Annotated in this window: 23 protein-coding genes; 8 read left to right on the top strand and 15 right to left on the bottom strand. The window is 67.7% G+C overall.

What is annotated here, in order from left to right; translation table 11 throughout:
* Positions 1-104: 104 nt before the first annotated feature.
* Entirely contained in the window at positions 105-1409 is a 1305-nt protein-coding gene (locus ACZYZ5_RS04815; RefSeq protein ID WP_463899558.1) for an APC family permease, read from the top strand.
* On the opposite strand, the gene hisS is transcribed toward ACZYZ5_RS04815, so the two are convergent.
* Positions 1406-2773: a histidine--tRNA ligase gene (gene hisS / locus ACZYZ5_RS04810; RefSeq protein ID WP_463899555.1), complete on the bottom strand. Its 1368-nt coding sequence runs from the start codon at positions 2771-2773 to the stop codon at positions 1406-1408. The genes ACZYZ5_RS04815 and hisS overlap by 4 nt on opposite strands.
* 259 nt (positions 2774-3032) lie before the next feature.
* Here hisS and ACZYZ5_RS04805 point away from each other — a divergent pair, with 259 nt between their 5' ends.
* The 3 genes from ACZYZ5_RS04805 (at position 3033) to ACZYZ5_RS04795 (ending at position 6359) form a co-directional block, all read left to right on the top strand.
* The gene (locus tag ACZYZ5_RS04805; RefSeq protein WP_463899553.1) at positions 3033-3833 is read left to right on the top strand and encodes a peptidylprolyl isomerase; all 801 of its coding nucleotides are present in this window, start codon (positions 3033-3035) and stop codon (positions 3831-3833) included.
* Positions 3834-4041: 208 nt separating this feature from the next.
* Positions 4042-5622: a DUF349 domain-containing protein gene (locus tag ACZYZ5_RS04800; protein ID WP_463899714.1), complete on the top strand. Its 1581-nt coding sequence runs from the start codon at positions 4042-4044 to the stop codon at positions 5620-5622.
* Between the two features lie 116 nt (positions 5623-5738).
* Positions 5739-6359, top strand: a complete 621-nt coding sequence (locus ACZYZ5_RS04795; protein WP_463899551.1) for a hypothetical protein — start codon at positions 5739-5741, stop codon at positions 6357-6359.
* A 28-nt stretch (positions 6360-6387) separates the two neighbouring features.
* On the opposite strand, the gene ACZYZ5_RS04790 is transcribed toward ACZYZ5_RS04795, so the two are convergent.
* From ACZYZ5_RS04790 to pdxT, 9 genes are all read right to left on the bottom strand, one after another.
* Positions 6388-8781, bottom strand: coding sequence for a RelA/SpoT family protein (locus tag ACZYZ5_RS04790; protein ID WP_463899548.1), 2394 nt, complete (start codon positions 8779-8781; stop codon positions 6388-6390).
* A gap of 173 nt (positions 8782-8954) precedes the next feature.
* On the bottom strand, positions 8955-9977 hold the full coding sequence (gene secF, locus ACZYZ5_RS04785) for a protein translocase subunit SecF (RefSeq protein ID WP_463899545.1): 1023 nt from the start codon (positions 9975-9977) through the stop codon (positions 8955-8957).
* A complete protein-coding gene (gene secD / locus ACZYZ5_RS04780) occupies positions 9978-11744 on the bottom strand; it encodes a protein translocase subunit SecD (RefSeq protein WP_463899543.1) in 1767 nt (588 codons plus the stop codon).
* Positions 11745-11850: 106 nt separating this feature from the next.
* Positions 11851-12258, bottom strand: coding sequence for a preprotein translocase subunit YajC (gene yajC / locus ACZYZ5_RS04775; RefSeq protein WP_463899711.1), 408 nt, complete (start codon positions 12256-12258; stop codon positions 11851-11853).
* 234 nt (positions 12259-12492) lie between these two features.
* Positions 12493-13605, bottom strand: coding sequence for a Holliday junction branch migration DNA helicase RuvB (gene ruvB, locus ACZYZ5_RS04770; protein ID WP_463899541.1), 1113 nt, complete (start codon positions 13603-13605; stop codon positions 12493-12495).
* A complete protein-coding gene (gene ruvA, locus ACZYZ5_RS04765; RefSeq protein ID WP_463899539.1) occupies positions 13598-14245 on the bottom strand; it encodes a Holliday junction branch migration protein RuvA in 648 nt (215 codons plus the stop codon). The genes ruvB and ruvA overlap by 8 nt, the downstream gene beginning before the upstream one ends.
* 106 nt (positions 14246-14351) lie before the next feature.
* A complete protein-coding gene (gene ruvC / locus ACZYZ5_RS04760; protein WP_463899537.1) occupies positions 14352-14939 on the bottom strand; it encodes a crossover junction endodeoxyribonuclease RuvC in 588 nt (195 codons plus the stop codon).
* On the bottom strand, positions 14936-15691 hold the full coding sequence (locus ACZYZ5_RS04755; protein WP_463899535.1) for a YebC/PmpR family DNA-binding transcriptional regulator: 756 nt from the start codon (positions 15689-15691) through the stop codon (positions 14936-14938). Before ACZYZ5_RS04755 ends, ruvC begins: the two co-directional genes overlap by 4 nt.
* 3 nt (positions 15692-15694) lie before the next feature.
* On the bottom strand, positions 15695-16396 hold the full coding sequence (pdxT, locus tag ACZYZ5_RS04750) for a pyridoxal 5'-phosphate synthase glutaminase subunit PdxT (protein WP_463899533.1): 702 nt from the start codon (positions 16394-16396) through the stop codon (positions 15695-15697).
* Between the two features lie 81 nt (positions 16397-16477).
* Here pdxT and ACZYZ5_RS04745 point away from each other — a divergent pair, with 81 nt between their 5' ends.
* The 3 genes from ACZYZ5_RS04745 to ACZYZ5_RS04735 all read left to right on the top strand — a co-directional run bounded on the left by ACZYZ5_RS04745 (position 16478) and on the right by ACZYZ5_RS04735 (position 19162).
* Positions 16478-17797 carry a Mur ligase family protein gene (locus ACZYZ5_RS04745; protein ID WP_463899532.1) on the top strand — a complete coding sequence of 440 codons (1320 nt, stop codon included), beginning with the start codon at positions 16478-16480 and terminating at the stop codon, positions 17795-17797.
* Positions 17794-18582 (top strand): type 1 glutamine amidotransferase, encoded by a 789-nt coding sequence (locus ACZYZ5_RS04740; protein ID WP_463899530.1) that lies wholly within the window; start codon positions 17794-17796, stop codon positions 18580-18582. The genes ACZYZ5_RS04745 and ACZYZ5_RS04740 overlap by 4 nt, the downstream gene beginning before the upstream one ends.
* Before the next feature lie 106 nt (positions 18583-18688).
* Positions 18689-19162, top strand: a complete 474-nt coding sequence (locus ACZYZ5_RS04735; protein ID WP_463899528.1) for a GNAT family N-acetyltransferase — start codon at positions 18689-18691, stop codon at positions 19160-19162.
* Positions 19163-19183: 21 nt separating this feature from the next.
* On the opposite strand, the gene ACZYZ5_RS04730 is transcribed toward ACZYZ5_RS04735, so the two are convergent.
* Both ACZYZ5_RS04730 and ACZYZ5_RS04725 read right to left on the bottom strand, forming a co-directional pair.
* The gene (locus tag ACZYZ5_RS04730; protein WP_463899526.1) at positions 19184-20020 is read right to left on the bottom strand and encodes an alpha/beta fold hydrolase; all 837 of its coding nucleotides are present in this window, start codon (positions 20018-20020) and stop codon (positions 19184-19186) included.
* A 23-nt stretch (positions 20021-20043) separates the two neighbouring features.
* Positions 20044-21342, bottom strand: a complete 1299-nt coding sequence (locus tag ACZYZ5_RS04725) for a CapA family protein (RefSeq protein WP_463899523.1) — start codon at positions 21340-21342, stop codon at positions 20044-20046.
* An 81-nt stretch (positions 21343-21423) separates the two neighbouring features.
* Here ACZYZ5_RS04725 and ACZYZ5_RS04720 point away from each other — a divergent pair, with 81 nt between their 5' ends.
* Positions 21424-23436, top strand: coding sequence for a M3 family metallopeptidase (locus tag ACZYZ5_RS04720; protein WP_463899521.1), 2013 nt, complete (start codon positions 21424-21426; stop codon positions 23434-23436).
* Positions 23437-23588: 152 nt separating this feature from the next.
* Here ACZYZ5_RS04720 and pdxS read toward each other — a convergent pair whose 3' ends face one another.
* The 3 genes from pdxS to ACZYZ5_RS04705 form a co-directional block, all read right to left on the bottom strand.
* Entirely contained in the window at positions 23589-24515 is a 927-nt protein-coding gene (gene pdxS, locus ACZYZ5_RS04715; RefSeq protein WP_463899519.1) for a pyridoxal 5'-phosphate synthase lyase subunit PdxS, read from the bottom strand.
* 170 nt (positions 24516-24685) lie between these two features.
* Positions 24686-25324, bottom strand: coding sequence for a phosphatidylinositol phosphate synthase (pgsA, locus tag ACZYZ5_RS04710; protein ID WP_463899517.1), 639 nt, complete (start codon positions 25322-25324; stop codon positions 24686-24688).
* Positions 25314-25937, bottom strand: coding sequence for an HIT family protein (locus ACZYZ5_RS04705; RefSeq protein ID WP_463899515.1), 624 nt, complete (start codon positions 25935-25937; stop codon positions 25314-25316). The genes pgsA and ACZYZ5_RS04705 overlap by 11 nt, the downstream gene beginning before the upstream one ends.
* Between the last annotated feature and the right edge of the window lie 7 nt (positions 25938-25944).

Genomic DNA, 25944 nt, shown 5'->3' with positions numbered 1-25944 from the left:
ACGCCTTTCTGAAGAAGACAGAGGGAAATCAAAACTCATGTTCAATAGGATCGCTACTGGAACGATCCCGTTCGAGTTTACCCGCTGGAAAGGCACCGCCCGCCATGGCAAGCCGGCATCAGAGCACGCCCTCCCCGGACCGGCGCACGCCCGGGCAGCTGCAGCGCCGCCTGGGCGTTCTGGATTCGACCGCGATCGGGCTCGGCTCCATGCTGGGCGCCGGAGTGTTTGTGGTCTTCGCGCCCGCCGCTGCCCTGGCCGGTCCCCTGCTGGCCGTCGCGGTGGCCGTTGCCGGAATGATCGCGTACTGCAACGCGGTGGCTTCGGCCCAGCTGGCCGCCCGGTACCCCTCCAGCGGCGGCACCTACGTTTACGGGCGGAAGCGGCTGGGCGGATGGCCGGGCTTCATCGCGGGCTGGGGCTTCGTGACCGGAAAGACTGCCTCCTGCGCGGCGATGGCCCTGACGTTCGGCCACTATGTGGCCCCGGAATTCGCGACGCCGCTGGCGGTGGCCGCCGTCGTGGTCCTCACGGGCGTCAACCTCCTCGGGATCACCCGGACGGCGCTGCTGACCCGGATCCTGCTGGGCGTGGTGCTCGCCACCCTGGCGTTCGTGGCGGCGGCGTCGATTCTGGGGCCGCATCCTTCATCGGACGGCGCCGCCGCCAGCACTGCCGCGGCGGGCGGCTGGGGTGTGCTCCCGGCGGCCGGACTGATGTTCTTTGCCTTCGCCGGGTACGCCCGGATCGCGACGCTGGGCGAAGAGGTCAAGGACCCGGCCCGCACCATTCCGCGGGCCATTCTTGCGGCTCTAGCCGCGGCGTTCGTCATTTATCTCGGGATGGCGCTGCTGCTGCAATGGCATCTGCCGGCGGAACAGCTGGCCGGCTCGACGGCGCCGCTGCTCGACGCCGTCACCAGTTCGAAGCTGAGCGCGGGTGCCCCGTTCGTGCAGGCCGGCGCGGCCGCCGCGTGCCTCGGCGCGCTGCTGGCACTGATCACGGGAGTGGGCCGGACCGCGATGGCGATGGCGCGGGAACGTGACCTGCCGTCTCCGCTCGCCCGGGTGGGCGGCGCGCACACGGTCCCGGTCCTCGCAGAACTGACCGTCGCGGCCGCCGTGATCGTGCTGCTGCTGACCACCAACGTGCTGACCGTCGTCGGCTTCTCCAGCTTCGGCGTGCTGGTTTACTACTCGGTGACGAATGCCGCCGCCTTCACGCTGTCCGCGCGTCCCTGGCATGCCCCGCGCTGGCTCAACGTACTGGGCTTCCTCGGCTGCCTGATCCTGGCCGTGACCCTGCCGCCCGCCTCGGTACTGGGCATGGCGGCCGTGCTGGCGGTCGGCGTGGCCGGGCGCTTCCTAGTGCTGCGGCGCCGGCTGCGGCGCCGGAAAGCCGCCGCCTAGGCTGTCTGGACCCGGACGTGCAGGTCCTCCGCGGCCGGAGCCCAGGTGGCCGGGTCGGCGTCGACCTGTTCGCCGGAGCGGATGTCCTTGACCTGGTGTTTGCCGTCGTCGTCGGTGAACCAGACGAAGGGGATGCCGCGGCGATCCGCGAATTTGATCTGCTTGCCGAACTTCTCGGCCTTGGCCGCCACCTCGGTGGCGATCCCGCGGCTGCGCAGCTCCGCGGCGACGTCCTGCGCCGCGCCCCAGCTGTCGTCGCTGTTGAGCGCCACCAGCACGGCGGTCGGCACGGAGCGTGTGGCCTTGGCGAGGTCCTGGCTGAGGATGCGGGAGACCAGCCGGGTCACGCCGATGGAGAGGCCGACGCCGGGGAACTTGCGGTTGCCCTTGCTGGCAAGGGCGTCGTAGCGCCCCCCGGAGCAGATCGAGCCGAGCTGTTCGTGGCCCACCAGGACGGTTTCGACCACGGTGCCGGTGTAGTAGTCCAGGCCGCGGGCGATGCTGAGGTCGGCCACGACCTTGCCGGGCGCCCGCTGGACGGCTGCGGCAATGACCTGCTCCAGTTCGGTCAGGCCCTCCTCGAGCAGGTCGTTGCTGACCCCGAGGGCGCGGACCTGCCCCACGAAGGAGGTGTCCTCGGTGCGGATCGAGGCCAGTTTGAGGGCGGACTGGGCCTGCTCGTCGGTGGCTCCGAGCTCGGTCTTCAGCAGCTCAGCCACCTTGGCCGGGCCGATCTTCTCGAGCTTGTCGATGCTGCGCAGCACGCCGGCGGTGTCGGTGAGTCCAATGCCGTTGTAGAAGCCCTCGGCCAGCTTGCGGTTGTTGATCCGGAGCAGGAAAGCCGGGATCGGCAGGGCGCTCAGGGCCTCGGCGATGACCAGCGCGATCTCGACGTCGTAACGGAACGGCAGCTCGCCGTCGCCCACAATGTCGATGTCGGCCTGGGTGAACTCGCGGGCGCGGCCTTCCTGCGGACGTTCGCCGCGCCAGACCTTTTGGATCTGGTAACGGCGGAACGGGAAAGCGAGGTAGCCGGCATTCTCGACGACGTACCGGGCGAACGGCACGGTGAGGTCGAAGTGCAGCGCCAGGGCGTGCGGATCGCCCCGGTGCGACTTGGCGGCGCCTGCCGCAGTGCCTGCGGCGCTTTCGTCGTCGTCCTGGAGCCGGCTCAGGCCGTAGACCTCTTTGTCGATCTCGCCCTTGCGCAGCAGCTGCCCGACCGTCTCCACCGCGCGGGTTTCAATGGAGGAAAAGCCATGGAGTTCGAAGACCCGGCGCAGCGTGTCCAGCACATGCAGCTCCACCAGCCGCTCCTCGGGAAGCCACTCGGGGAATCCGGACAGGGAGGCGGTGCGTGCCATGGTGGATTTTCTCCTCAGGTAAAACCGGCCGGAGTCTCCTGCGCCGCGCTGCGGCCGAAACGGCCGTCCGAAACGGGGATCAGATGGGCGGCAGACAGGCCGGTCATGCATAAACTGTGTGCGGCAGTCAGTTTATGCGTTCCGCGCCCGCAACTTCTAATGCGGCCGGCCACGCCCGGGCTGCCGGCAGCTTTACCGCTGAACACGCGACGGCGCCCCCGCGCCGCCCCCGGTTTCGGCCCTACACCCAGGAGGACTTTTGGCGGCCAGTTCACGGAGCGCCCGCGAAGCCAAGCGGCGCGTCCAGCAGATGGAGGCGAAGCGCGAGCTGCGCAAGGAGCAGGACAAGCGCCGCAGGCGCGACAACATCCTGGCCGTTGGTGCCGGAACGGCCGCGGTCGTCGTTGCGCTGGTGCTGCAGGTGACGGTCTTTTCCTCCAATCCCACCGAGGCCGAATACGCCGCCGCCCAGGCCGGGCTGACCACACCCTCGGCCACGCCGTCGCCCTCCCCCAGCAACGCCGACAACATCCCGAAGCCTGAAACGGCCGCCGGGCAGACCTTCACCGGCGAACTCAAGCTCAACAGCGGCGCGCTCGGCGTCGAACTGGACGGCACCAGCGCACCCCAGGCGGCCGCCGTCTTCAAGTCCCTCGCGGACCAGAACTTCTACGCCGGGCTCAACTGCCACCGGCTCACCACCTCCGAGACGTTCGGTGTGCTGCAGTGCGGCTCCAAGGCCGGCGACGGCAGCAGCGACCCGAGCTTCGCCTGGGGCCCGCTGGAGAACACCCCGCCGGACAACACCTACCCGGCCGGAACCATCGCCGTCGCCCGGAGCGGCGGGAACGCTTACGGCAACGGCACCCAGTTCTTCATTGTGTACAAGGACACCGTCATCCCGGCCGACGCCGCGGGCGGCTACACCGTGGTGGGGAAGGTGACCTCGGGACTGGATGTAGTGACCAATATTGCGGCCGCCGGACTAAAACCGGGTGATAACGCCGCAGACGGCGCCCCTGCGGAACCAGTCACGATAGACTCGTTCACACTGAAGTAACCAGCCGTCGCCCTTGCGGCCACGGCCCCGGTATTTCCCTCCAAGCGAAAGACTTCTAGCGGTGACAGACAGTCAGAAATCCGACGAAACAGTGGCAGCAGCAGCTGCCAACGAGACCGAAACTGAGGCTGGGTTCGTAGACCACAACACAGCGCAGGCGATAGATACTCCCACCAGCCCGGAGCCGGAGACGGCGGCCGAGCCCGAAGTGGAAGCCGCCACGGCAGAGCCGGAAACGGCTACCGAGGTGGCGGAGGCTCCGGCTCCCGCCCTCGAGGTTCCTGAAGCTCCTGCGGCTCCCGCCCTCGAGGTTCCTGAAGCTCCTGCGGCTCCCGCCGAGGAAGCCGCACCGGAGGCTCCCGCCGCCGCCGACGCTCCCGCGACACCCGCCGCCGCGGCTCCCGCGACACCCGCCACTGCAGCTCCCGCCGCGCCGCGTCCGGCGCCGTCCCCGGCAGCCTTCGCTGCCCGGCCGAAGTCAAAGTCCTCCCCGGCAGCTCCGGCGGCCGCACCGGCCTCCGTGTCCTCTGCCGCCTCGCTGGCCGAAGCCGCACGCTGGGGCCGCGTCGAGGGCGACGGCCACGTGTTCCTGACCGTCGACGGCGAGGAACACCCCGTCGGCCAGTACCCCGGCGTCAGCGATGACGAGGCCCTGGGCTACTTCGCCCGGAAGTACGACGACGTCGTGGCGCAGATTGTCCTGCTGGAACAGCGCGTGAGCTCCAAGGCCCCCGCCACGGACATGCAGAAGACCGTCACCCACCTGCGCGAGCAGCTCGCCGAACGCAACATGGTGGGCGACCTTCGCGCCGCCGAAGCCCGCCTGGACACCCTGGCGACGCAGATCTCCGAGCTCGAAAAAGCCGAGAAGGCCGAACACGACGCCGTCCGCGCCGCCGAACTGGCCGCCCGCGAGGCGATCGTGGCAGAGGCCGAAGAGATCGCGGGCCACGACCCGGCCCAGATCCAGTGGAAGACCTCCAGCGCCCGGATGAACGAACTGTTCGAGAGCTGGAAGACCGCGCAGAAGAGCGGTGTCCGGCTCGGGCGCAGCAACGAGGATGCCCTCTGGAAGCGTTTCCGTGCCGCCCGTACCGTCTTTGACCGGCACCGCCGCGCGTACTTCTCCCAGCTGGACAGCACCAACTCGGCAGCCAAGGCCGCCAAGGAGAAGCTGATCACCGAGGCCGAGGCCCTCTCGACTTCGACCGACTGGGGATTTGCCGCCGGTGAATACCGCCGTCTGATGGACGAGTGGAAGGCGTCACCGCGCGCCAGCCGCAAGGACGACGACGCCCTCTGGGCCCGGTTCCGGGCCGCCCAGGACGTCTTCTTCACCAACCGGCAGGCAGCCAACGACGAGATCGACCAGGAATACGGCGCCAATCTGGTGGTCAAGGAAGCCCTGCTCGTGGAAGCCAACGAGCTGCTTCCCATCAAGGACCTCGCCGCCACGAAGAAGGCGCTTCAGTCCATTCGTGACCGCTGGGAAGAAGCCGGCAAGGTCCCCCGCGCCGACATGGGCCGCGTCGAGGCCGGGCTGCGGAAGGTCGAAGACGCCGTCCGCAACGCCGAGGATGAGAACTGGAAGCGCTCCAACCCGGAGACGAAGGCACGCACCAACAGCGCGCTGACGCAGCTGGAATCAGCCATCGCGGGACTCAGGGATGACCTGGCCAAGGCCGAAAAGGCCGGCGATGAGCGCAAGATCAAGGCCGCCAAGGAAGCCCTCGAGGCACGTGAGGCCTGGCTGGAACAGCTCGAGAAGTCCGCGAGCGAGCTCTCCTAGCAGCAAGCACCACAGCGCCCGGCTTTCCAAGCAGATCGCGGCAGGCCCCGTACCGGTTATCCACATGACCGGGCCGGGGCCTGTTTGCTGTGCCGGGGAGCGGACAGGATGGCTGAATGGTCATTCTTCACGGCCCGCCCCCGCCCAAGCCGACCCCGCCCGACCTGCCTCTGCCCGAGCTGTACTCCCCAGGGGCACTGTTCTCCTGGCCCGAACTACAGGCGATGGCGTCCGACGGCGTGCTGACGCAGCTGTACCAGCGCGGCTACCTGCCGCCGGGCACCCGGCCCACTCCGCAGCTCCGGGCCCGTGCGGCGTCTGTCCTGGTTAGTCCGGCCATCCGCCAGCGGGTCGTTGCGGGCAGGATGACGGCGGCCTGGATCTACGGCTGCGCCGCCGAACCAGACCGGCTCGCCATGCTGGTGGACGCCAACCGGCGGATTTCGAGTCTGCGGTCCACCCGGGGCTGCACTTTCCATGAAGTGCGCCTGGGCCCGTTCGACGTCGTAAGCCTGGGCGGACTGATGGTCTCCAGCCCGCTGCGGACCTCGGTGGACATCGCCCTGCATGTGGACCCCGGGCGGGCGGTGCCGGCCCTGCGGGCGCTGCTCGGCAAGCCCGAACTGGGCCTGAGGCTACGGCTGCTCACGCACGCCATCGAAGCCACCCCGGGGATGCCCTACAGGAAGGCGGCCCTGGCGAAGCTCGAACAGCTGCGGGCCGGCCCGGCCCCATAGCGCCAGACCCCGGCCGTTTCGGCCGGACTTAGCTGCGCCGCCGGTTGCCGGTGGTCCGGTAGACGTCGAAGACGCCGTCAATGCGGCGGACGGCGCTCAAGACGTGGCTCAGGTACTTGGGGTCGCCCATTTCGAAGGCGAACTTGGAGATGGCCACCCGGTCCGTGGACGTGTGCACGCTGGCCGCCAGGATGTTGACGTGGTTTTCCGACAGGATCCGGGTCACATCCGACAGCAGCGACTTGCGGTCGAGTGCTTCGACCTGGATTTCGACCAGGAAGACACTTGACTGCGTGGGCGCCCACTCGACCTCGACGATCCGGTCGGGTTGCGCCAGCAGTCCGCTGACGTTGGTGCAGTCCGTCCGGTGCACGGAGACGCCGGAACCGCGGGTGACAAAACCCAGGATCGGGTCCGGCGGCACCGGGGTGCAGCAGCGGGCGAGTTTGACCCAGACGTCGTCGACGCCGCGCACCACGACGCCCGAATCGGAGTACCGGGTCTTGGTGACCTGGGTGGGAATGGAAATCTCCGTGAGATCGTCCTCGGGCGTGTCATTGCCGCCGAGGCTCTCCACCAGGCGCTCCATGACGGACTGGGCGGAGGTGTGCCCGTCGCCCACCCCTGCGTAAAGCCCGGAGATGTCGACGTACTTGAAGTCCTCGGCGATCGCGGCGAGGGCGTCGTGTGTCATCAGGCGCTGCAGCGGGAGGTTCTGCTTGCGCATGGCCTTGGTCAGCAGTTCCTTGCCGCGGTCGATCGACTCTTCGCGGCGTTCCTTGCTGAACCACTGCCGGATCTTGTTGCGGGCCCGGGCGCTCTTGACGAAGTGCTGCCAGTCCTGGCTGGGCCCGGCGCCTTCAGCCTTGGAGGTGAAGATTTCCACCCAGTCGCCGTGGTTCAGTTCGCTGTTGAGCGGGACCAGCTTGCCGTTGACGCGGGCCCCGATGGTCCGGTGGCCCACCTCGGTGTGGACGGCGTAGGCGAAGTCCACGGGCGTGGAGCCGGCGGGCAAAGCCATGACCTCGCCCTTGGGGGTGAAGACGAAGACTTCCCGGGCGTTGATTTCAAAGCGCAGGGAGTCCAGGAACTCGCCGGGGTCGGAGGTTTCCTGCTGCCAGTCCACCAGCGACCGGAGCCAGCCCATGTCGCCGTCGCGCGGGCTTCCGGGCCCGGCCGCCGCCCTGTTCGGCTGGTCCTTGTACTTCCAGTGCGCGGCGACGCCGTATTCGGCGCGGCGGTGCATCTCGTGGGTGCGGATCTGGATCTCCACGGGCTTGCCGCCCGGGCCGATCACCGTGGTGTGCAACGACTGGTACATGTTGAACTTGGGCATCGCGATGTAGTCCTTGAACCGCCCGGGAAGGGGGTTCCAGCGCGAATGCATGGCGCCCAGGGCCGCGTAACAGTCCCGGACGGAGTCGACCAGGACGCGGACGCCCATCAGGTCATTGATGTCGTCGAAGTCCTTGTCCCGGACGATCATCTTCTGGTAGATCGAGTAGTAGTGCTTCGGCCGGCCCGTGATGGTGGCCTTGATCTTCGCCTCGCGCAGGTCCTCGGTGATCTGGTTGCGGATGACGGAGAGGTTCTTTTCCCGTTCAGGGGTCCGGTCCCCCACCATGCGCACGATTTCCTCGTAGACCTTGGGGTACAGCGCCGCAAAGGAGAGGTCTTCCAGTTCCCACTTGATCGTGTTCATGCCGAGCCGGTGCGCCAGCGGGGCGAAGATTTCCAGGGTCTCCCGGGCCTTGCGTGCCGAGGACTCGGCGGAGACGAAGCGCCAGGTCCGGGCATTGTGCAGCCGGTCCGCCAGCTTGATCATCAGGACACGGATGTCCTTGGCCATGGCCACGACCATCTTGCGCACGGTCTCGGACTGCGCGGCCTCGCCGAAGCTGACTTTGTCGAGCTTGGTGACACCGTCCACCAGCATGGCAACTTCCGGCCCGAACTCCGCCTTCAGGTCCGCGAGGGTGTACGAGGTGTCCTCGACGGTGTCGTGCAGGAGCGCCGCTGCCAGCGTGGTTCCGCTGAGCCCCAGCTCGGCCAGGATCGTGGCGACCGCGACGGGGTGCGTGATGTAGGGATCGCCGCTCTTGCGCTTCTGGCCCCGGTGGCAGCTTTCCGCCACGACGAAGGCCCGCTGGATGAGGTCGAAGTCCTCTTTGGGGTTGTTGGCGCGCACGGTGCGCAGCAGCGGCTCGAGGATAGGCGAATAGGCGGGGGCGCCGCGCCCGGTCAGGCGGGCGAGGCGGGAGCGGGTGCGTTCGCGCCGGCCGGGGAAGGTGGGGCGTGCGCCCGAGCTCTCCACGGGGACCGGCGGATCGGCGCGTCCGGGAGTCACCACGCCAGTCTGTGAACCCTGGCCTGGAGCCTTATCCACCGGCGCTGATGGCACCGGCGTCGAACGTTCTTCCAATGGAGCACCTCTCCGAACCCGTTAATTCTTCCAGTCTATTCCCGCAGCAGGATACTTCGATAACCGGCGGCGGTACGCCGACGGGCCGGAGAGCGTCACGGATGACGTTCTCCGGCCCGTCGGGACCACGGGGAACATCCCCGGTGGTGACCGGTCCGGCAGGACCGTAGCGGCTAAGCCGTGGCCGGCTCCGCCGGGGTGTCGGTCTTGGCGGCGGCATGGGCACGGCGGTGGTGCACACGCTCGGCCTGCTTGACCAACTCCGGTTCGCCCTGGCGCAGCCAGGCGTAAAGCGGCGCCGCGATGAATATCGTGGCCGCCGTGCCGATCAGGATCCCGACAAAAAGTGCCAGCGAGAGGTCCCGCAGCGTTCCGGCGCCCAGCAGCCCGGCGCCGATGAAGAGGATGGCACCGACCGGGAGGATGGCCACCATCATGGTGTTGATGGAGCGGACCAGGGTCTGGTTGACGGCCAGGTTCACTTCCTCACCGAACGTCCGCCGGGTGGAGGCCTGCAGGTCCGCGGTGTTCTCACGGATCTTGTCGAAGACCACCACTGTGTCGTACAGCGAGTAGCTCAGCACGGTCAGGAACCCGATGATGGCCGACGGTGTGACTTCGAAATCGCTGAGGGCGTAGACCCCCGCGGTGATGAACATCGTCACGAGCATGCCCACGATCGCCGAGAGCGACATCTTCCAGGTCCGGAAGTACAGCGCCATCAGCACGGCGGCGAGCCCGACGAAGATGGCCAGGCCCAGCAGGGCCTGTTTGGTGACGTCGGCGCCCCAGGTGGGCCCGATGAAGGTGGAGGTCACCTCGTTGTCCGTCACGCCGTAGGCCGAGGTGAGGCCCGACTTGATCTGGAGCGTCTCATCTTCCGTGAGCTTGTCCGTCTGGATCCGCATCGTGTTGCCCGCGACGTTCGCCACGCGCGGGACGGCGCCGGGAACAACGTCCTCGACGGCCTTCTCGCCGATGGCGGCATCGGTGGTTATCACGTTGGAGACCGTGAATTCAGAGCCGCCGCGGAACTCGATGCCGAGGTTGAAGCCGCCCTTGACGACCGGCAGGAGAATCGACAGCGCCACGAGGACGGCCGCGATCAGGAACCAGATCTTCTTGGATTCCACGAAGTCATACGAGCGTTTGCCCGTGTAGAGCTCATTACCGAAAGTGGCGAAGCTGGTGGCCATTTAGTTACCCTCCTTTGACGTGCTCTTGGAGGAGCCAGCAAGCTGTTCCTGTCGTTCCGCGAGGCGTCGTTCTGCAATGGTCATCCGGCGTTCGGCCTCAGCCGTGGCGCCGGTGTTCTTGGCGCGGAGCGCGGCAACCTGGGCCGGCTTGTCCGCGGGAGTGCGGAACCGGCCCGCCCCCCGGTACAGGGGAACAGCGCCGAGGCTCTTCGGGTCCAGTCCGGACAGCGGGTGGCCTTCACCGAAGAACTTGGTGCGGGCCAGCAGCTGCAGGGTCGGGTGCGTGAACATAAAGACCACGATGAGGTCGGCGATGGCCGTCAGGCCGAGGGTGAACGCGAAGCCGCGGACGTTGCCCACTGCGACGAAGTACAGCACCAGGGCGGCCAGCAGGTTGACGGCCTTGGACGCCAGGACGGTGCGCTTGGCACGCTTCCAGCCGTTCTCGACTGCCGAGACGAGGCCGCGGCCTTCGCGGAGTTCATCACGGATTCGTTCGAAGTAGACAATGAACGAGTCCGCGGTCTGGCCGATGGCCACGATGATGCCTGCGACGCCGGCGAGGGACAGCCGGTAGTTTTCGGTCCAGCCCAGGATGTCGATGGCCAGGAACGTCAGCGCGCCGGCCATCACGAGGGAGGCGACGGTGACCAGGCCCAGTGCCCGGTACTGGAACAGGGAGTACACCACCACCAGCAGCAGGCCGATCAGGCCGGCGAGCATACCCATCTTCAGCTGCTCGCCGCCGAGGGTTGCCGAAATCTGCTGTTCGCTCTGGATCTCGAAGCTGATCGGCAGGGCGCCGAAGCGGAGCTGGTCCGAGAGGGCCTTCGCGGACTCCTCGGTGAAACCGCCGGTGATCTGCGGACGGCCGTCAGTGATGACGGCCAGGGACCGCGGAGCGGAAATGACTTGATCGTCAAGGACGATCGCGAACTGGGACTTCGGATCCGAGCCGCTCTGGCCGCCGCCGGCGGTGTAGAACTGGAACAGCCGCTCGGTGACTTCCTTGAACTTGGCGGTGCCTTCTTCGTTGAACTGGATGTTGACAGCCCACTCGTTGGTCACAGCGCCCTGGGCGCCGCGCTGCAGCTGGAAGGAGGACCCTGCGATGTCGGCACCCTTGACCTCGACCGGGCCCAGGATGTACTTGATCGCCGGCGAGTTCGCGGAGGCCGGTTCACAGGTGACCAGCGGCTGGGCCGGGTCGGAGCGTTCCTGCTTGTCCTGCGACGGGTTATCGCAGTCGAGCGTCTCGAACTTCTTGTAAATTTCAGGGGTGACCCAGTTCACGTCGCTGCCGTTGGCGGGCTCAGCGGTGGGCTGGGGCAGCTGGTCGTCCGGGGTCAGTGACTCCGCGGGGACAGCTGCGCCCGGACCGGCCTGGAGGACGGGCCGGAAGTTCATGTCGGCGGACGCCTGGATCAGCGCGCGGGTTTCCTTCGACGGTGTGCCCGGCAGGCTGACGACGACGTTGCGTCCGGACTGCGTACTGATTTCAGCTTCCGCGACGCCCGAACCGTCCACGCGCTGGCGGATGATTGCCACGGCCTGGTTGAGCTGATCCTCGGTGATGTCCGAACCGCCCTCAACCTTGGGCGCCAGGATCATCTGCGTGCCACCTTCAAGGTCCAGGGCGAGCTTGGGAGCCCAGCTCGCCTGGCCGGCCATCGTGCCGCCGGCCAGGACGGCGGTCAGGACGGCGAGGATAACGCCGAGCCAGACCAGCACCCTGAGGGCTGTGTTTTTGGGGCCAGTTCGTGCCATTGTCGATCTTTCTTTTATTTACGGAGGAAACCGCCGGGCGGCCCGGTCGGGCCGCCCCGGCGGTGGCCCGCAGCCGTTACTTCGCGGGATAGCTCAAACAGGGAGACTAGCTGTCTTTCTTGCCTTCGTCGTTGAGGCGGCGCAGGGTTTCGTCCGGCGTCTCCTCGCGCGGAGCGTCGTTGACGGGGGCAGCGCTCTCGGCCGTGTCGATGGTCAGCGAGGAGGCATCGTCCGGAACCACAGCGGGCTCCTCGGCGGCGACAACCGGTTCGACGATCTTGGTGACGGCCTGGCGGTGAACCGTGGCGGTGTTACCCGGGGAGAGTTCCAGCAGGACCTTGTTCTCTTCATCGTCGATCTCGACGATGCGGCCGTACAGGCCGAAGCTGGTCATGACCTCGACACCCGGGGCGAACTTCGACTGGAGCTGCGCCTGCTGCTGCTGGGTTTTCTTGTTGCGGCGGAACATCATGAAGACGAAGACGCCGAGCATGGCGAACAACAGGATGGTCATGATGTCGATGCCGCCGCCGGCCTGCGGCTGGGTCTGGGCAGTAATAAGTCCGAACACAGGGATAGTTCCGTTCTGTACTTGCGTAGCTGGTTTTCCAGCAACGTCCGCTTCGCTCCGGGCTGGTTGGGTATCATGCCAAGCCGACGGCGGCCAGGTGCTGGCCGCGCACAGAAACAAAGACCCGAACGTGCCGAGCGTCATTCCAGTCTAAAGGGAAAACGTTACGGCGCGGTGCTATTGACTATTACGGATCCATTCCGGATCAGCATCCTGACCCAGCCCGGCCTGCAGGTCAGGGCTGTCGTCCTCGGCCGGGAAGAGCTCAAGCGGGTCCTGGGCGAAGATTCCGGGCGGTACAGCGAAGCCGAGGTGCGTCCAGGCCGGGGCGAGCGCGATGCGCCCCCGCGGGGTGCGTCCCAGCAGCCCCTCGCGGACGAGGTACGGCTCGGCGACGGTTTCCACCGTTTCGGTCTCTTCGCCGACGGCGATGGCCAGGGTGGACAGGCCCACGGGCCCTCCGCCGAATTTGGTGATGAGGGCCTCCAGGACGGCCCGGTCGAGCCGGTCCAGTCCGCGTTTGTCGACCTCATACATGTCCAGCGCCGCGGAGGCGGCGCGGGCGTCGATCTGCTCGATGCCGTGCACCAGCGCCCAGTCGCGGACCCGGCGCAGGAGCCGGTTGGCGATGCGGGGCGTGCCGCGGGAGCGGCCGGCGATTTCGCTGAAGCCGGCGGAGTTGACCTTGAGATCCAGGAGTCCGGCGGAGCGCCGGAGCACGAGCTCCAGTTCGGCCACGGAGTAGAACTCCAGGTGGCCGGTGAAACCGAAGCGGTCCCGGAGCGGTCCGGGCAGCAGGCCGGCGCGGGTGGTGGCCCCCACCAGGGTGAACGGCGGCAGTTCCAGCGGGATGGCGGTGGCGCCGGCACCCTTGCCGACGATGATGTCGACCCGGAAGTCCTCCATTGCCATGTAAAGCATTTCCTCGGCCGGCCGGGACATCCGGTGGATCTCGTCGAGGAAGAGAACTTCACCTTCGGACAGCGAGGACAGGATGGCTGCCAGGTCGCCGGCGTGCTGGATGGCGGGGCCGCTGCTGATCCGCAGCGGGGCGTTCATCTCGGCCGCGATGATCATGGACAGCGTGGTCTTGCCCAGCCCGGGAGGGCCCGAGAGCAGGACGTGGTCGGCGCTGCGGCCGCGCATGCGCGAGGCCTCCAGGACGAGGGAGAGCTGCCGGCGGACCCGGTGCTGGCCGACGAAGTCGTGTAGGTTCTTGGGCCTGAGGGCGGCTTCGATGACCCGCTCCTCCGGCTCCTCTCCCCCCGCGACCACCGACGGCTCAGCCACGGGCGCCTACCCTGTTCCCGGCGCGGGCGCCGTCCTGGCCCAGCCAGCGGAGGGTGGCACGCAGGATCTCGGCCACGTTGCCCTTCTCGGCCAGTTCGGGGGAATCAGCCAGGGATTTGTCGATGCTGGACGTGGCGTCCTTCTCGGACCAGCCCAGGCTCGTCATGGCGGCGACGACCTGCGGCTTCCAGACCGCTTCGGAGGATGCGGCCGGGGCCGTGGCGCTGGCAGCGGTTCCGAGCGGGACGAGCTTTCCGGCCAGCTCCAGCACGATCCGGCCGGCGACCTTGGGGCCAATGCCGGGCACCTTCGTGAATGCCTTGCCGTCGCCGGAGTGCGCGGCGACCCGGATCGCTTCGGGCTCGTGCACGGCCAGGACGGCCAGCGCCAGCCGAGGCCCGACGCCGCTGACGCTGAGCAGGATATCGAAGACTTCGCGTTCGTCGTCGCTGCCGAAGCCGAACAGGGTGAGGGAATCCTCGCGGACGATCAGGGAGGTGAAGAGCTTCCCCTCCTCGCCGGTGCGGAGCCGGCTGAGGGTCTGCGGGGTGGCGTTCACGCTCATGCCGGCGCCGTTGAGGTCGATCACGGCGGAGGACAGGCCGACGTGCGCTACGGTTCCGCGGAGAAAACTGATCAAAGCCGGGCTCCTGAAAATTCAGCTGAAATAGAGAACCGGGAACACCCGGCTATCCGAACATATCTACGAATACCCTATCAAGCGCTGCGACCGGACAGTCGGACATTCAGCGTGCACGGCGCGCTTTGGCCTCCGCGTCCGCCCAGGCCCGCTGTGCCGGGGTCAGGGACAGGCTGCCCGGTCCGGTGGTGGCTGCGCCCTTGTTGGAAATCCCGCTCCCGGCCCGCCAGGCGTGGGTGATGGCCAGCGCGAGGGCGTCGGCGGCGTCCGCCGGCCGCGGCGGGGCGTCGAGCCGGAGAATCTTAGTCACCAGTTTGGTGACCGCATCCTTGTTGGAGGTACCGCTGCCGGTCACGGCGGCTTTCACCTCGGAAGGTGTGTGCAGGGCCACCGGGATGCCGCGTCGTGCGGCGGCGGCGATCACCACACCCGATGCCTGCGCGACCCCCATCACGGTGCTGACGTTGAGCTGCGAGAAGACGCGTTCGACGGCGAGGACGTGCGGTTCGTACTTGTCGAGCCACTCGTCGATGGAGGTGGCGATGACCAGCAGGCGCTGGTCCAGGCTCTCCTCCGGGGAGGTTCCGACGACGCCGAACGCCACCATGGTGGCGCGGCGGTTCTTTTCGACGTCCACGACGCCGATCCCGCAGCGGGTGAGGCCCGGATCGACGCCGAGGACGCGGAGGGTCACTCGGATTCCAGTGCGGCCTGCACTTCGTCGCTGAGGTCGGCGTTGCTGTAGACGTTCTGGACGTCGTCGAGTTCCTCGAGGGCGTCGACGAGCTTCAGGAACTTCTTGGCGGCCTCGAGATCCAGCGGGACCTGCATGGACGGGACAAACTCTGCCTCGTCGGTGTCGTACTCCATCCCGGCTTCCTTGAGCGCGTCGCGGATGGCCTGCAGGTCGGTCGGCTCGGAGTGGATCTCGAAGCTGTCGCCGTTGTCCTTGACTTCCTCGGCGCCGGCGTCGAGGACGGCCATGAGGACGTCGTCCTCGGTCAGGCCGTTCTTCGGCAGCGACACAACGCCCTTGCGGGAGAAGAGGTAGCTGACCGAACCGGGGTCGGCGATGGTGCCGCCGTTGCGGGAGATGGCGAGCCGGACCTCGGAGGCTGCACGGTTCTTGTTGTCCGTGAGGCATTCGATCAGCAGCGCGGAGCCCTGCGGTCCGCGGCATTCGTACATGATCTCGGTGTAGTCCACGACTTCGCCGGTGAGGCCGGCGCCGCGCTTGATGGCGCGGTCGATGTTGTCAGCGGGGACCGAGGTTTTCTTGGCCTTGGTGACGGCAAGTTCCAGGCCCGGGTTGCCGGCGAGGTCCGGGCCGCCCATGCGTGCGGCAACTTCGATGTTCTTGATCAGCTTGGCGAACGACTTGGCCCGGCGGCTGTCGAGGATGGCCTTCTTGTGCTTGGTCGTCGCCCATTTGGAGTGGCCTGACATGCTTTACGCTTCTCCTCTGATCATTCGGATGAACAATTCGTGCACGCGCTTCTCCCCCGTCACTTCCGGGTGAAAGGAGGTGGCCAGCAGCTTGCCGGCACGCACTGCAACAATTCTAGCCGTCCCGGCCAGCGCCTCGGGGTGGGATGCCTTGGAAGGTTCCACGGTGGCGAGGACCTCCACGCCGGCGCCGACGCGTTCCACCCACGGTCCGCGGATGAAGACGGCGTGGACAGGGGCGACGCCGTCGGCGGTGGCGCTGAAATCGAGGCCCTTGAAATCGAGGTCCGTCTCAAAGGATTCGCGCTGCCGGCCGAAGGCGTTCCGGCGCACCGTGATGTCCAGTCCGCCGAAGGTCTGCTGGGGGTTGCCGGCGAGGTCCAGGGCGGGGTCGGTGATTTCCTCCGCGAGGAGGATCATCCCGGCGCAGGAGCCGTAGACCGGCAGCCCGTCCCGGATCCGTTGGCGCAGCGGGTCGCGGAGCCCGAAGGCGCGGGACAGCTTGTCGATGGTGGTCGATTCGCCGCCGGGAATAATGAGGCCGTCGAGGCCGTCGAGTTCGGCCGGCCGGCGCACGCCGACGCCTGTGGCACCGGCCGCTTCCACAGCGTGCAGGTGTTCCCGGAAGTCGCCCTGAAGTGCGAGGACGCCGATCCGCAGGCCTGTTCCCACGCGGGAAGCGGACGCAGAAGTGGGGTTGGTCATCGGACCAGCATAGTGGCCCGGACACGTCGCCTGCCGCCTCCCGGCGGGCTTCCATGCCGCCGCTGGGATATATTACAGAGCATGTTTTACTTCAGCGTTCCGCTCGGCAAGCTCGTCCGCCGGGTCTCCCGGCTTAGGGGCGGAGGCTCCGCCCTTCCCGGGCTCGTGGTCGAAAAAATCGACGCCGGCTTCATGCGCAGGACACTGTCCACGCTGCCGCACGGCGTCGCCGTCGTCAGCGGCACGAACGGCAAGACGACCACCACGAAGATGGTGGTGGAACTGCTCGAGAGTCAAGGCCTAAAGGTTTTCACGAACCGCACCGGCAGTAACTTCACCCGCGGGGTGGCCGCTGCGCTGCTTGGTGAGGTGGACTGGCGGGGACGGCTGAAGGCGGACGTCGCCGTGCTGGAACTGGACGAGGCCCACGCGGTGCATTTCGTCAACCAGGTGCCGCCGCGCTACTGCCTGCTGCTGAACGTCCTGCGGGACCAGCTGGACCGCTTCGGCGAGATCGACAAGACGGCGCAGCTGCTGCAGCACATCGCTTCCAAGACCACGGGCACGGTCGTGCTGAACCGGGAGGACCCGCGTGTCGCGCGAATCGCGGAAACCCTCACAACAGCCACCGGCACCGGTCCCGACGTCCTTTACTTCGGCCTCGACAATTCCCTGCTGAGCACCTTCCCTAACGACGACGAGATGCGGGCCGCCCCCGGCAGCCCGGTGCCGCCGGCTCCCGCGAAGCCGCACGCCGACGTCGTGCTGCGCCGGGTGGGTGCGGCGGACGCGGATTTTGAGTACGACGGCGTCACGGCCACCACCGCGATGAAGCTCCGCGGCGTCTACAACATCTTCAACGCCGCGGCCGCGCTGACCCTCGCCAGGGCCATCGCGGTGAGGGACTCCAGCCTTGGAGAAACGGCGGTGGCGGACAACGAGGGCCTGCTGAAGGCACTGGCCGACGTGGCGCCGGCGTTCGGCCGCGGCGAGAGCCTGGTCGTTGACGGCCTGCCGCTGGACCTGGTGCTGGTGAAAAACCCCAGTGGCTTCCGGCTCGGGCTGAAGTCCTTCCCGGCCGCGGGGTACGCCACGATGATCGCGATCAACGACAACTACGCCGACGGCCGGGACATGTCCTGGCTCTGGGACGTCGAATTCGACACCCTCCGGGAGGAAGGCGTGGACCAGTTGAGCGGCTCGCGCGCCTACGACATGGCGCTTCGCCTGCAGTACGACGATGTCGCGATCGGCGCGGTGAATACCGAGATTGCGCCCGCGCTGGCGGCCTTCATCAGCGGCCCCCGGGACAAACCGAAGCGGGTCTTCTGCACCTACACAGCGATGCTGGCGATCCGCCGCGAGCTGTCCAAAATCACCACAGTGGAGGTGGTCTCATGACCCCCCAGCCTGAGTCCACGTTCTCCTTCGGGCACGAGCTTCCGCCCGAGGAATCCCCGGCGCCCAGCAAGGGCACAATCCGGGTCCTGCAGCTGTACCCCCGGGACATGAACATCTACGGCGACTGGGGCAACGCCCTGGTGCTGGCCCAGCGGCTGCGCTGGCACGGGTACACGCCGGAGCTGCTCGAGTACAACGTCGGCGACGCCTTTCCCTCCGACATAGACCTAATCGTCGGCGGCGGGGGGCAGGACAGCGGTCAGCTCGTCATCCAGGATGACCTGCTGTCGCGTGAGACCGTCCTGAAAGAGCTGGCCGAGGACGGCACCCCGATGCTGGTGATCTGCGGGCTCTACCAGCTGTTCGGGAAGTTCTTCAAGACCAGGACGGGGTCCGTGATTCCCGGGATCGGCATCCTGGACGTGGAGACCCACGGTACGGACGAGCGGCTGATCGGCAACGTGTCGGTCTCCTCCCCCGAGTTCGGCACCGTCCTGGGGTATGAGAACCACAGCGGCCAGACCACGCTTGGTCCGGGAGTGTCGCCGCTGGGCACCACTGCCAAGGGCACCGGCAACAACAGCACCGACGGCCGGGAAGGAGCCCGCTACCGGAATATCGTGGCGAGCTACCTGCACGGCTCCCTGCTGCCCAAGAACCCGGTGCTGGCGGACTTCCTCATCCGGACCGCCGTCGAACGCAAGTACGGCAGCTTCTCCCCCGGCACCCCGGACGACTCCTACGCCGTCCTGGCCCGCGAGCACGCCGCGCGCCGCCCGCGTTGACGTTGTCGGATGCGAAATCGCCGGAAAGCAGCGCAGTCGCCGGAACGTTTCGGCGACCCGCACGCTTCCGGCGACCTCAGCGGGCAGGCTTACGAGGAGCAGAGCGATGATCCGGATTGACCGCGACGACCCCGGGCGTGGCGACGTCCGGCAGCTCCTGGACGAGCACCTCGCGGACATGTTCGCCACCTCGCCCGCCGAAAGCGTGCACGCGCTAGATTATGCGGCCCTTGCGGGACCGGCCATCACGTTCTGGACCGCGCGCGAGGATTCCGAGGTGCTCGGCTGCGGGGCGCTGAAAGATCTCCAGCGGGGCCAGTGCGAGATCAAGTCCATGCGCACCGCTGCGCACGCACGGGGCCGAGGCATCGCCGCTCTCCTGCTGGCGCACATCCTGGCAGAAGCCCGGGTGTGCGGTTATGACCGCGTGTACCTTGAGACCGGTAGCCAAGACTTCTTCGCGCCGGCGCGGCGTCTGTACCAGCGTCACGGCTTCAGCATCTGCCCGCCCTTCGCCGACTACGGCGACGACCCGAACAGCGTCTATATGACCTTGGCCCTGGACCCGGGCCGGCCGTAGCCCCGCACGTTTTCGTCCGGGTCAGCTGCGTCCGGCGAACTCCAGCACGTCCTGCGCGATGCGTCCGCTCGAGGCTGCCCTGAGATGGCCCTTGCCTTCGTACCAGACGAGGGTGCAGTCCGGGATCAACCCGGCCGTTTCCCGGGCGACCTCGCGGGGAAAGAACTGGTCGGATCCTCCGCAGATCAGCAGCACGGGCCGCCGGATGAGCGGGAGCACCGCCCGGGAATTGAAGGTCAGTTCGCCCTTCACCTCGGTGAGGACATCCTGGGTCGGAAAATCGGATCCGCTCATCAGCCGGCGGCTGATCAGGGGTCCGATCAGCCGCCGCAGCCAGATCAGGCGCCGGCCCGGCAGCAGATACTCGGCGAAGACCGTCCCGGCGCCGTTTGTGTCTCCGCCCGCGAGGGCCTGGGCCATCCGGGCATCGACGTCCTTGCCCCAGTCGCTCAGCTCCGCGGCGGTGACCACCATGGCGATATGGCCGAAGGAGTCGGGATGCCGGGCAGCCAGATACTGGGCGATCATCCCGCCAAAGGACTCGGCCACGACCACGTCAACGCGCCCGCCGAACTCCTCGGCGATGAGTCCCGCGTAGTCGTCCGCCATGTCGGCGATGCTGTGCTCCGGCGGCATGCCCCGGCGGCGGGTCACAATCCAGACGGCGTATCCGGCGTCAAGAAAGGCACCGAACTGCCGCCGGAACATCCGGCGCAGCAGGCCCTTGGGAACCGTGCTGCCCGGGCCGCCCTGGATGAAGAGGACTGTCTTCGGGCCGCTGCCCCAGCTCACGTAGTCCATGCCGTTAGGGAAGGTCCCGTTCCGGGGTTCCCGGTCCCCCGTCGATACTTTGCCCACGAAGTCCTCCTGTCAAAGTGCGGCTATGGTTCCTTGGTGATGAGCAGTTCGTGCGCTCCCGCAGCGGCTGCTCCCATCGATTCGACCGAGGTCTGCGTGCGCTTGCGGGTGGCCGCGTCCGCCGCGGCACCGGCGCAGGAACCCTGCGGGGCGTCGGAGGCCACCGAGCACCAGCGGTAGGGGCCGCGGACAACGACCGACGGCGCCCAGGCCAGGTCGGAGGCCGTCCAGGTACCGGCGGCGTCCTCGCTGAACTGGGCCCGGAGCAGCAGGCCCTCATTGTTCACGACATAGTTCGGCGAGAGTTCGGTGATGGTGTTGCCCAGCCCGTAGGCAATCCAGGTGCCCTTGTACTGCTCGATCGGCAGGACCGAGTGGGAATGGTGGCCGTAGATCATGGTGAACTGGCCGCTGTCCGCGAGGGCATGGGCGACGCTCTTCTGCTCGGCGTTGGGCACGCTCGAATATTCCTCGCCGGCGTGCATCGCGCCCAGCACGATGTCCGCGCCCAGGGCCCGGGCCTTCTTGGCCTTGGCGATCATCACCTCGGGGTCGAGCATGTCCACCTGCCAGGCCGCCTCCGGGAGCTGCCCGTTCAGTCCATAGGTCGCACTGATCACGGCGATTTTCGCCGCGGCGGTCTGCAGGATCAGGACACCCTCGGCGTCGGCTGCGCTCCGGTAGGAACCCGTGTGCTGCAGCCCCGCGGCGTCGAGGGCATCCAGGGTGCGGACCAGCCCGGCCGTGCCGCGGTCTACGGTGTGGTTGCTCGCGGTGGTGCAGGCCTGGTAGCCGACCTGCTGGACGGCCGTGATGATCTGCGGCGGAACGTTGAACGAGGGGTACGCGGAAAAAGGCCCGGCCGGGCCGGCGACGGGCGTCTCCAGGTGGCAGACCGCAAGGTCACCGCTCTCGATGTACTTGCGCTGACCCTCAAGCAGCGGCCCGAAGTCCAGGCCCTTGGCGCCGGCGGCCAGGGCATCCGCGCGGGCCTGCTCCCACAGCTGGGCATGGGCCAGCATGTCCCCCGTGACCACCACCGAGGCGCAGCGGACGGCCGCGCAGTCGGGACCCTTGCCCGGCGTCGGCGTCGGCGTCGGCGTCGGCGATGGGCTCGGGGTGCTCGACGGCGACGCTGCCGGCGTCGTTCCGGGACTCTGTGCCGCGGCCGAACCGGCGGTCTCCCCGGACGCCGCCGGGGAGCCTGAGGCGGTACTTTCGGTCTGGCCGCCGATGCTGCAGGAAGCCACAGAGGCCACAAGGGAAACCGCTGCGGCGGCGGCGAGCAGACGGCCGCGCAGCTGGGGGGTGATGGTACGCATGGCGCCATCCTACGGCGGCAACGGTGCCAACACGGGGAGCAGACCATTGAGACTCGCCCCTTTACATGAAAGAGTTATTTCATGAACAATCCCCTCCTGAGCCCCAGCCCCCTGCCATTCGGCCTGCCGCCGTTCGCGGACATCACCGACGAGCACTACGCCGAAGCCGTGGGGGCCGGCCTCGCCGAGCACCTCGCTGAAATCCAGGCAATCGTCGACACCCCGGAGCCGGCCACCTTTGAGAACACCGCGCTGGCCATGGAGCGGTCCGGGCAGCTCCTGCAACGGGCGGCGGCCTCCTTTTTCACCCTCGTCTCGGCCGACGCCTCGGACGCCATCCGCGACCTTGAGACCGTCCTGTCCCCGCGGTTCTCTGCACACCAAGACGCTGTCTACCTCGACCAGGGGCTGTTCGAGCGTTTCGCAGCGGTCAACACGGACCAGCTCGACGCCGAATCCGCCCGGCTCGTGGACGAGTACCTCAAGGAGTTCCGCCAGTCCGGCATCCAGCTCGACGGCGCCGGCCAGGAACGGCTCAGGGCCGTCAATGCCGAGCTCTCCCGGCTCGGAACCGACTTCGGACAGCGGGTGAAGGAGGGGATGAAGTCCGCCTCACTGCTGCTCGACGACGCCGCCGAACTCGCCGGGCTGCCCGCCGACGATGTTGCCAGCGCCGCGGAAGCCGCCCGCACCGCCGGACACGAGGGCAAGTTCCTGCTGACCCTCATCCAGCCCAGCAACCAGCCCGCCCTCGCATCCCTCGAAAACCGGGACGTCCGCCGCCGCCTGTACCAGGCCTCCATCGGACGCGGCAGCGACGGCAGCGCCCTCGATGTCCTGGACCTGGTCAAGGACACGGTCAGGCTCCGCGCCGAGAAGGCGGCGCTGCTGGGCTTCGCCAACTACGCCGAACTCGTCGTGGACCAGCAGACGGCCCCGGACTTCGCAGCCGTGCAGACCATGATGAACCGGCTCGCACCGGCCGCCGTCCGGAATGCCGACGCCGAGGCCGAGGCACTGGCGGAAGCGGCCGGACACCCCCTCGAGGCCTGGGACTGGGCCTACTACTCCGCGAAGGTCAAGCGCGAACGCTACGCCGTGGACGAGCAGGCCCTGCGCCCCTACTTCGAGCTGGACCGCGTCCTCAACGACGGCGTCTTCTTCGCCGCCAACGCCCTCTACGGCATCACATTCCACGAACGCGCCGACCTCGCCGGCTACCACCCGGACGTGCGCGTCTGGGAAGTCCGCAACGCCGACGGGACCGAGCTGGGCCTGTTCCTGGGCGACTACTACACGCGCGAATCCAAACGCGGCGGGGCCTGGATGAACTCCCTGGTGGAACAGTCCGGACTGCTCAACACCCGGCCGGTGGTGATCAACAACCTCAACATCTCCAAGCCGCCGGCCGGGGAACCCACGCTCCTGACCCTGGATGAGCTCCGCACGACCTTCCACGAGTTCGGCCACGCCCTGCACGGGCTGTTCTCAGCCGTCACCTATCCGCGCTTCTCCGGCACCTCCGTGCCGCGGGACTTCGTGGAATACCCCTCGCAGGTGAACGAGATGTGGATCATGTGGCCGGAGGTCCTGGCCAACTACGCCCGCCACCACGCCACCGGAGAGGCGCTGCCGCAGGAGGTTGTGGACAAGCTCGACGCCGCGCAGCTCTGGGGCGAAGGCTTCGGCACCACCGAATACCTGGGCGCGGCCCTGCTGGACCTCGCCTGGCATGTGCTGGACGGTTCCGAGGTCCCCGAGGATGTCCTGGAGTTCGAGGCCAAGGCGCTGGCCGCCGCCGGCGTGGCACACCACCTGATCCCGCCGCGCTACCGCACCGGCTACTTCCAGCACATCTTCGCCGGCGCCGGCTATGCCGCGGGCTACTATTCCTACATCTGGAGCGAGGTGCTGGACGCCGAAACGGTGGAATGGTTCAAGGAACACGACGGCCTCACCCGGGCCAACGGGGACTTCTTCCGCGCCGAGCTGCTCGCCCGGGGCAACAGCCGCGACCCGCTGGATTCCTTCCGCGCCTTCCGCGGCCGCGATGCCGGGCTGGAACCGCTCCTCAAGCGCCGCGGCCTCGACTGACCCGCACCCACCCCCATCGGCTGCTCCGTAGCCGCCCTTTTGGAGCCCCATAAGGGCAGTTGCGGAGCAGTCGATGGGAAAACAAACGACGACGGCGCCGAGTCACCAGAAAGGGTGACTCGCCGCCGTCGCGGTCGGTGCTTTGGGTGCAGTTACCAGCCGCGCTGAGCGAGGCGGTGCGGCTCCGGGATCTCGTCGACGTTGATGCCGACCATGGCCTCGCCGAGGCCGCGGGAGGCCTTGGCGACCTCTTCCGGGTCGTCGAAGAACGTGGTGGCCTTCACGACGGCGGCGGCGCGCTGGGCCGGGTTGCCGGACTTGAAGATGCCGGAGCCGACGAAGACACCGTCGGCGCCGAGCTGCATCATCATCGCCGCGTCGGCCGGGGTGGCGATGCCGCCGGCGGTGAACAGCACGACCGGGAGCTTGCCGGTGGCGGCAACTTCCTTGACCAGCTCGTACGGGGCCTGCAGTTCCTTGGCCGCGACGTAGAGCTCGTCCTCGGCCATGCCGGCCAGACGCTTGATCTCCGCACGGATCTGGCGCATGTGGGTGGTGGCGTTGGAGACGTCGCCGGTGCCCGCTTCACCCTTGGAGCGGATCATAGCCGCGCCCTCGTTGATGCGGCGCAGGGCCTCACCGAGGTTGGTGGCGCCGCAGACGAAGGGAATCGTGAAGTTCCACTTGTCGATGTGGTGGGCATAGTCGGCCGGGGTCAGGACCTCGGACTCGTCGATGTAGTCCACGCCGAGGGTCTGAATGACCTGGGCCTCGACGAAGTGGCCGATCCGGACCTTCGCCATGACCGGGATGGAGACGGCCGCGATGATCGCCTCGATCATGTCCGGATCGGACATGCGGGACACGCCGCCCTGGGCGCGGATGTCGGCGGGAACGCGTTCCAGCGCCATGACTGCCACGGCTCCGGCATCCTCAGCGATGCGGGCCTGCTCGACGTTGACGACGTCCATGATGACGCCGCCCTTGAGCATCTCCGCCATGCCGCGCTTGACGCGGTTGCTGCCCGTAACGCTCTTCGCGGACGCGCCGGCTTCGCTGCTTACATCAGGTGTAGACACAAAAACCCCTATGGGTAGATAGATGACCTCGCCGGAGCGCGGACGACACACAAATGCCGCTTCGCACACACCGGATTACCGGATCCATTGGCCGGTAGTGCTAATACTAGTCCCCCCGCCGCGCCCGGCTGAATTCCGGTTACACCCGCTGACAGGCGGGAACTGCGCGCTCAGGCGGACGGTCCGGTCGCGGTGCCCTCGGTCTCTTCAAGCGACTGCTGGCGCACTGTGAGGATCCGCTGAATGATCGTCACGAGGCTCGCGGCGGCGAGGAGGCACAACGTTCCAAAAAGAACCACGGTGGGCAGGCCGATTCCCGTGAGGCCGGTGACCACCAGAACGGACACCAGCCGCTCGGCACGCTCGGCAAAGCCCACATTGGCCTGGAAGCCCAGGGACTCGGCCTTCGCCCGGGCGTAGGAGACCACCATGCCCAGGACCAGGCAGACGACGGCGGCGATCGCGATGGGGGTGTCCGCCCCTCCGGTGAAGAACCAGACCGCGACGCCGGCGAACAGTGCACCGTCCGCTATCCGGTCCAGGGTGGAGTCCAGGAAGTTGCCCCAGCGCCCTCCGCCTTTTTGCATCCGTGCCATGATGCCGTCGATGACGTCCGAAAAGATGAACGCGGTGATGAAGAGCGTGCCCCACAAGAGCTGGCCCAGCGGGTAGAACACCAGGGCACCGACCACGACGCCGAGCGTCCCGACGATGGTGACGGCGTCCGGGGAGACACCGATCCGCAGCAGCCAGCGGGCCAGCGGGGAGAACAGGGCGGTGAAGAAACCGCGCGCGTGCCTATTTAGCATCCGTCGCCCCGGCCGCCGCCGGCCCCGGCCCGTTGCCCTGGGGCCAGGCGTCCGCCACCTGCTGGCGGACCTCGCCCAGGGTCTGGGTGATGGCCTTGGTCTGGGCGATGATCGGGAAGAAGTTCCCGTCCCCGCCCCAGCGCGGCACGACATGCTGGTGCAGGTGCCCGGCGATCCCGGCGCCGCCGGTCACGCCCTGGTTCATCCCGAGGTTGAAACCGGTGGGGTTGGCGACCTTGCGCAGCACGCGCATGGCCGTCTGCGTCAGCTCAGCGAATTCGGCTGTTTCCTCCACGGTCAGGTCCGTGTAGTCGGGGATGTGCCGGTACGGGCAGACCAGCAGGTGGCCCGGGTTGTACGGGAAGAGGTTCAGCACGACGTAGCTGGTCCGCCCCCGGTAGACGATCAGGGAATCGTCATCCTCTCGTTCCGGTGCCACGCAGAACGGGCAGTCGTCCACGTTCTTGAACTGGTGCTGCCCGCCCTTGATATACGCCATCCGGTGCGGGGTCCACAGGCGCTGGAATGCGTCCGGCACCCCGGCCAGGCCAAAGTCGTCGGTCACGCCGTCGTCCCCCGGATACTCCGGAGCGGCCCCTGTGGTTTCCTGCATGTTTGGT

The organism is Pseudarthrobacter ribosi (genome assembly GCF_055412865.1).
Note: the sequence above shows the minus strand (reverse complement) of the source record. Positions and strands in the feature narration are given on the sequence as shown.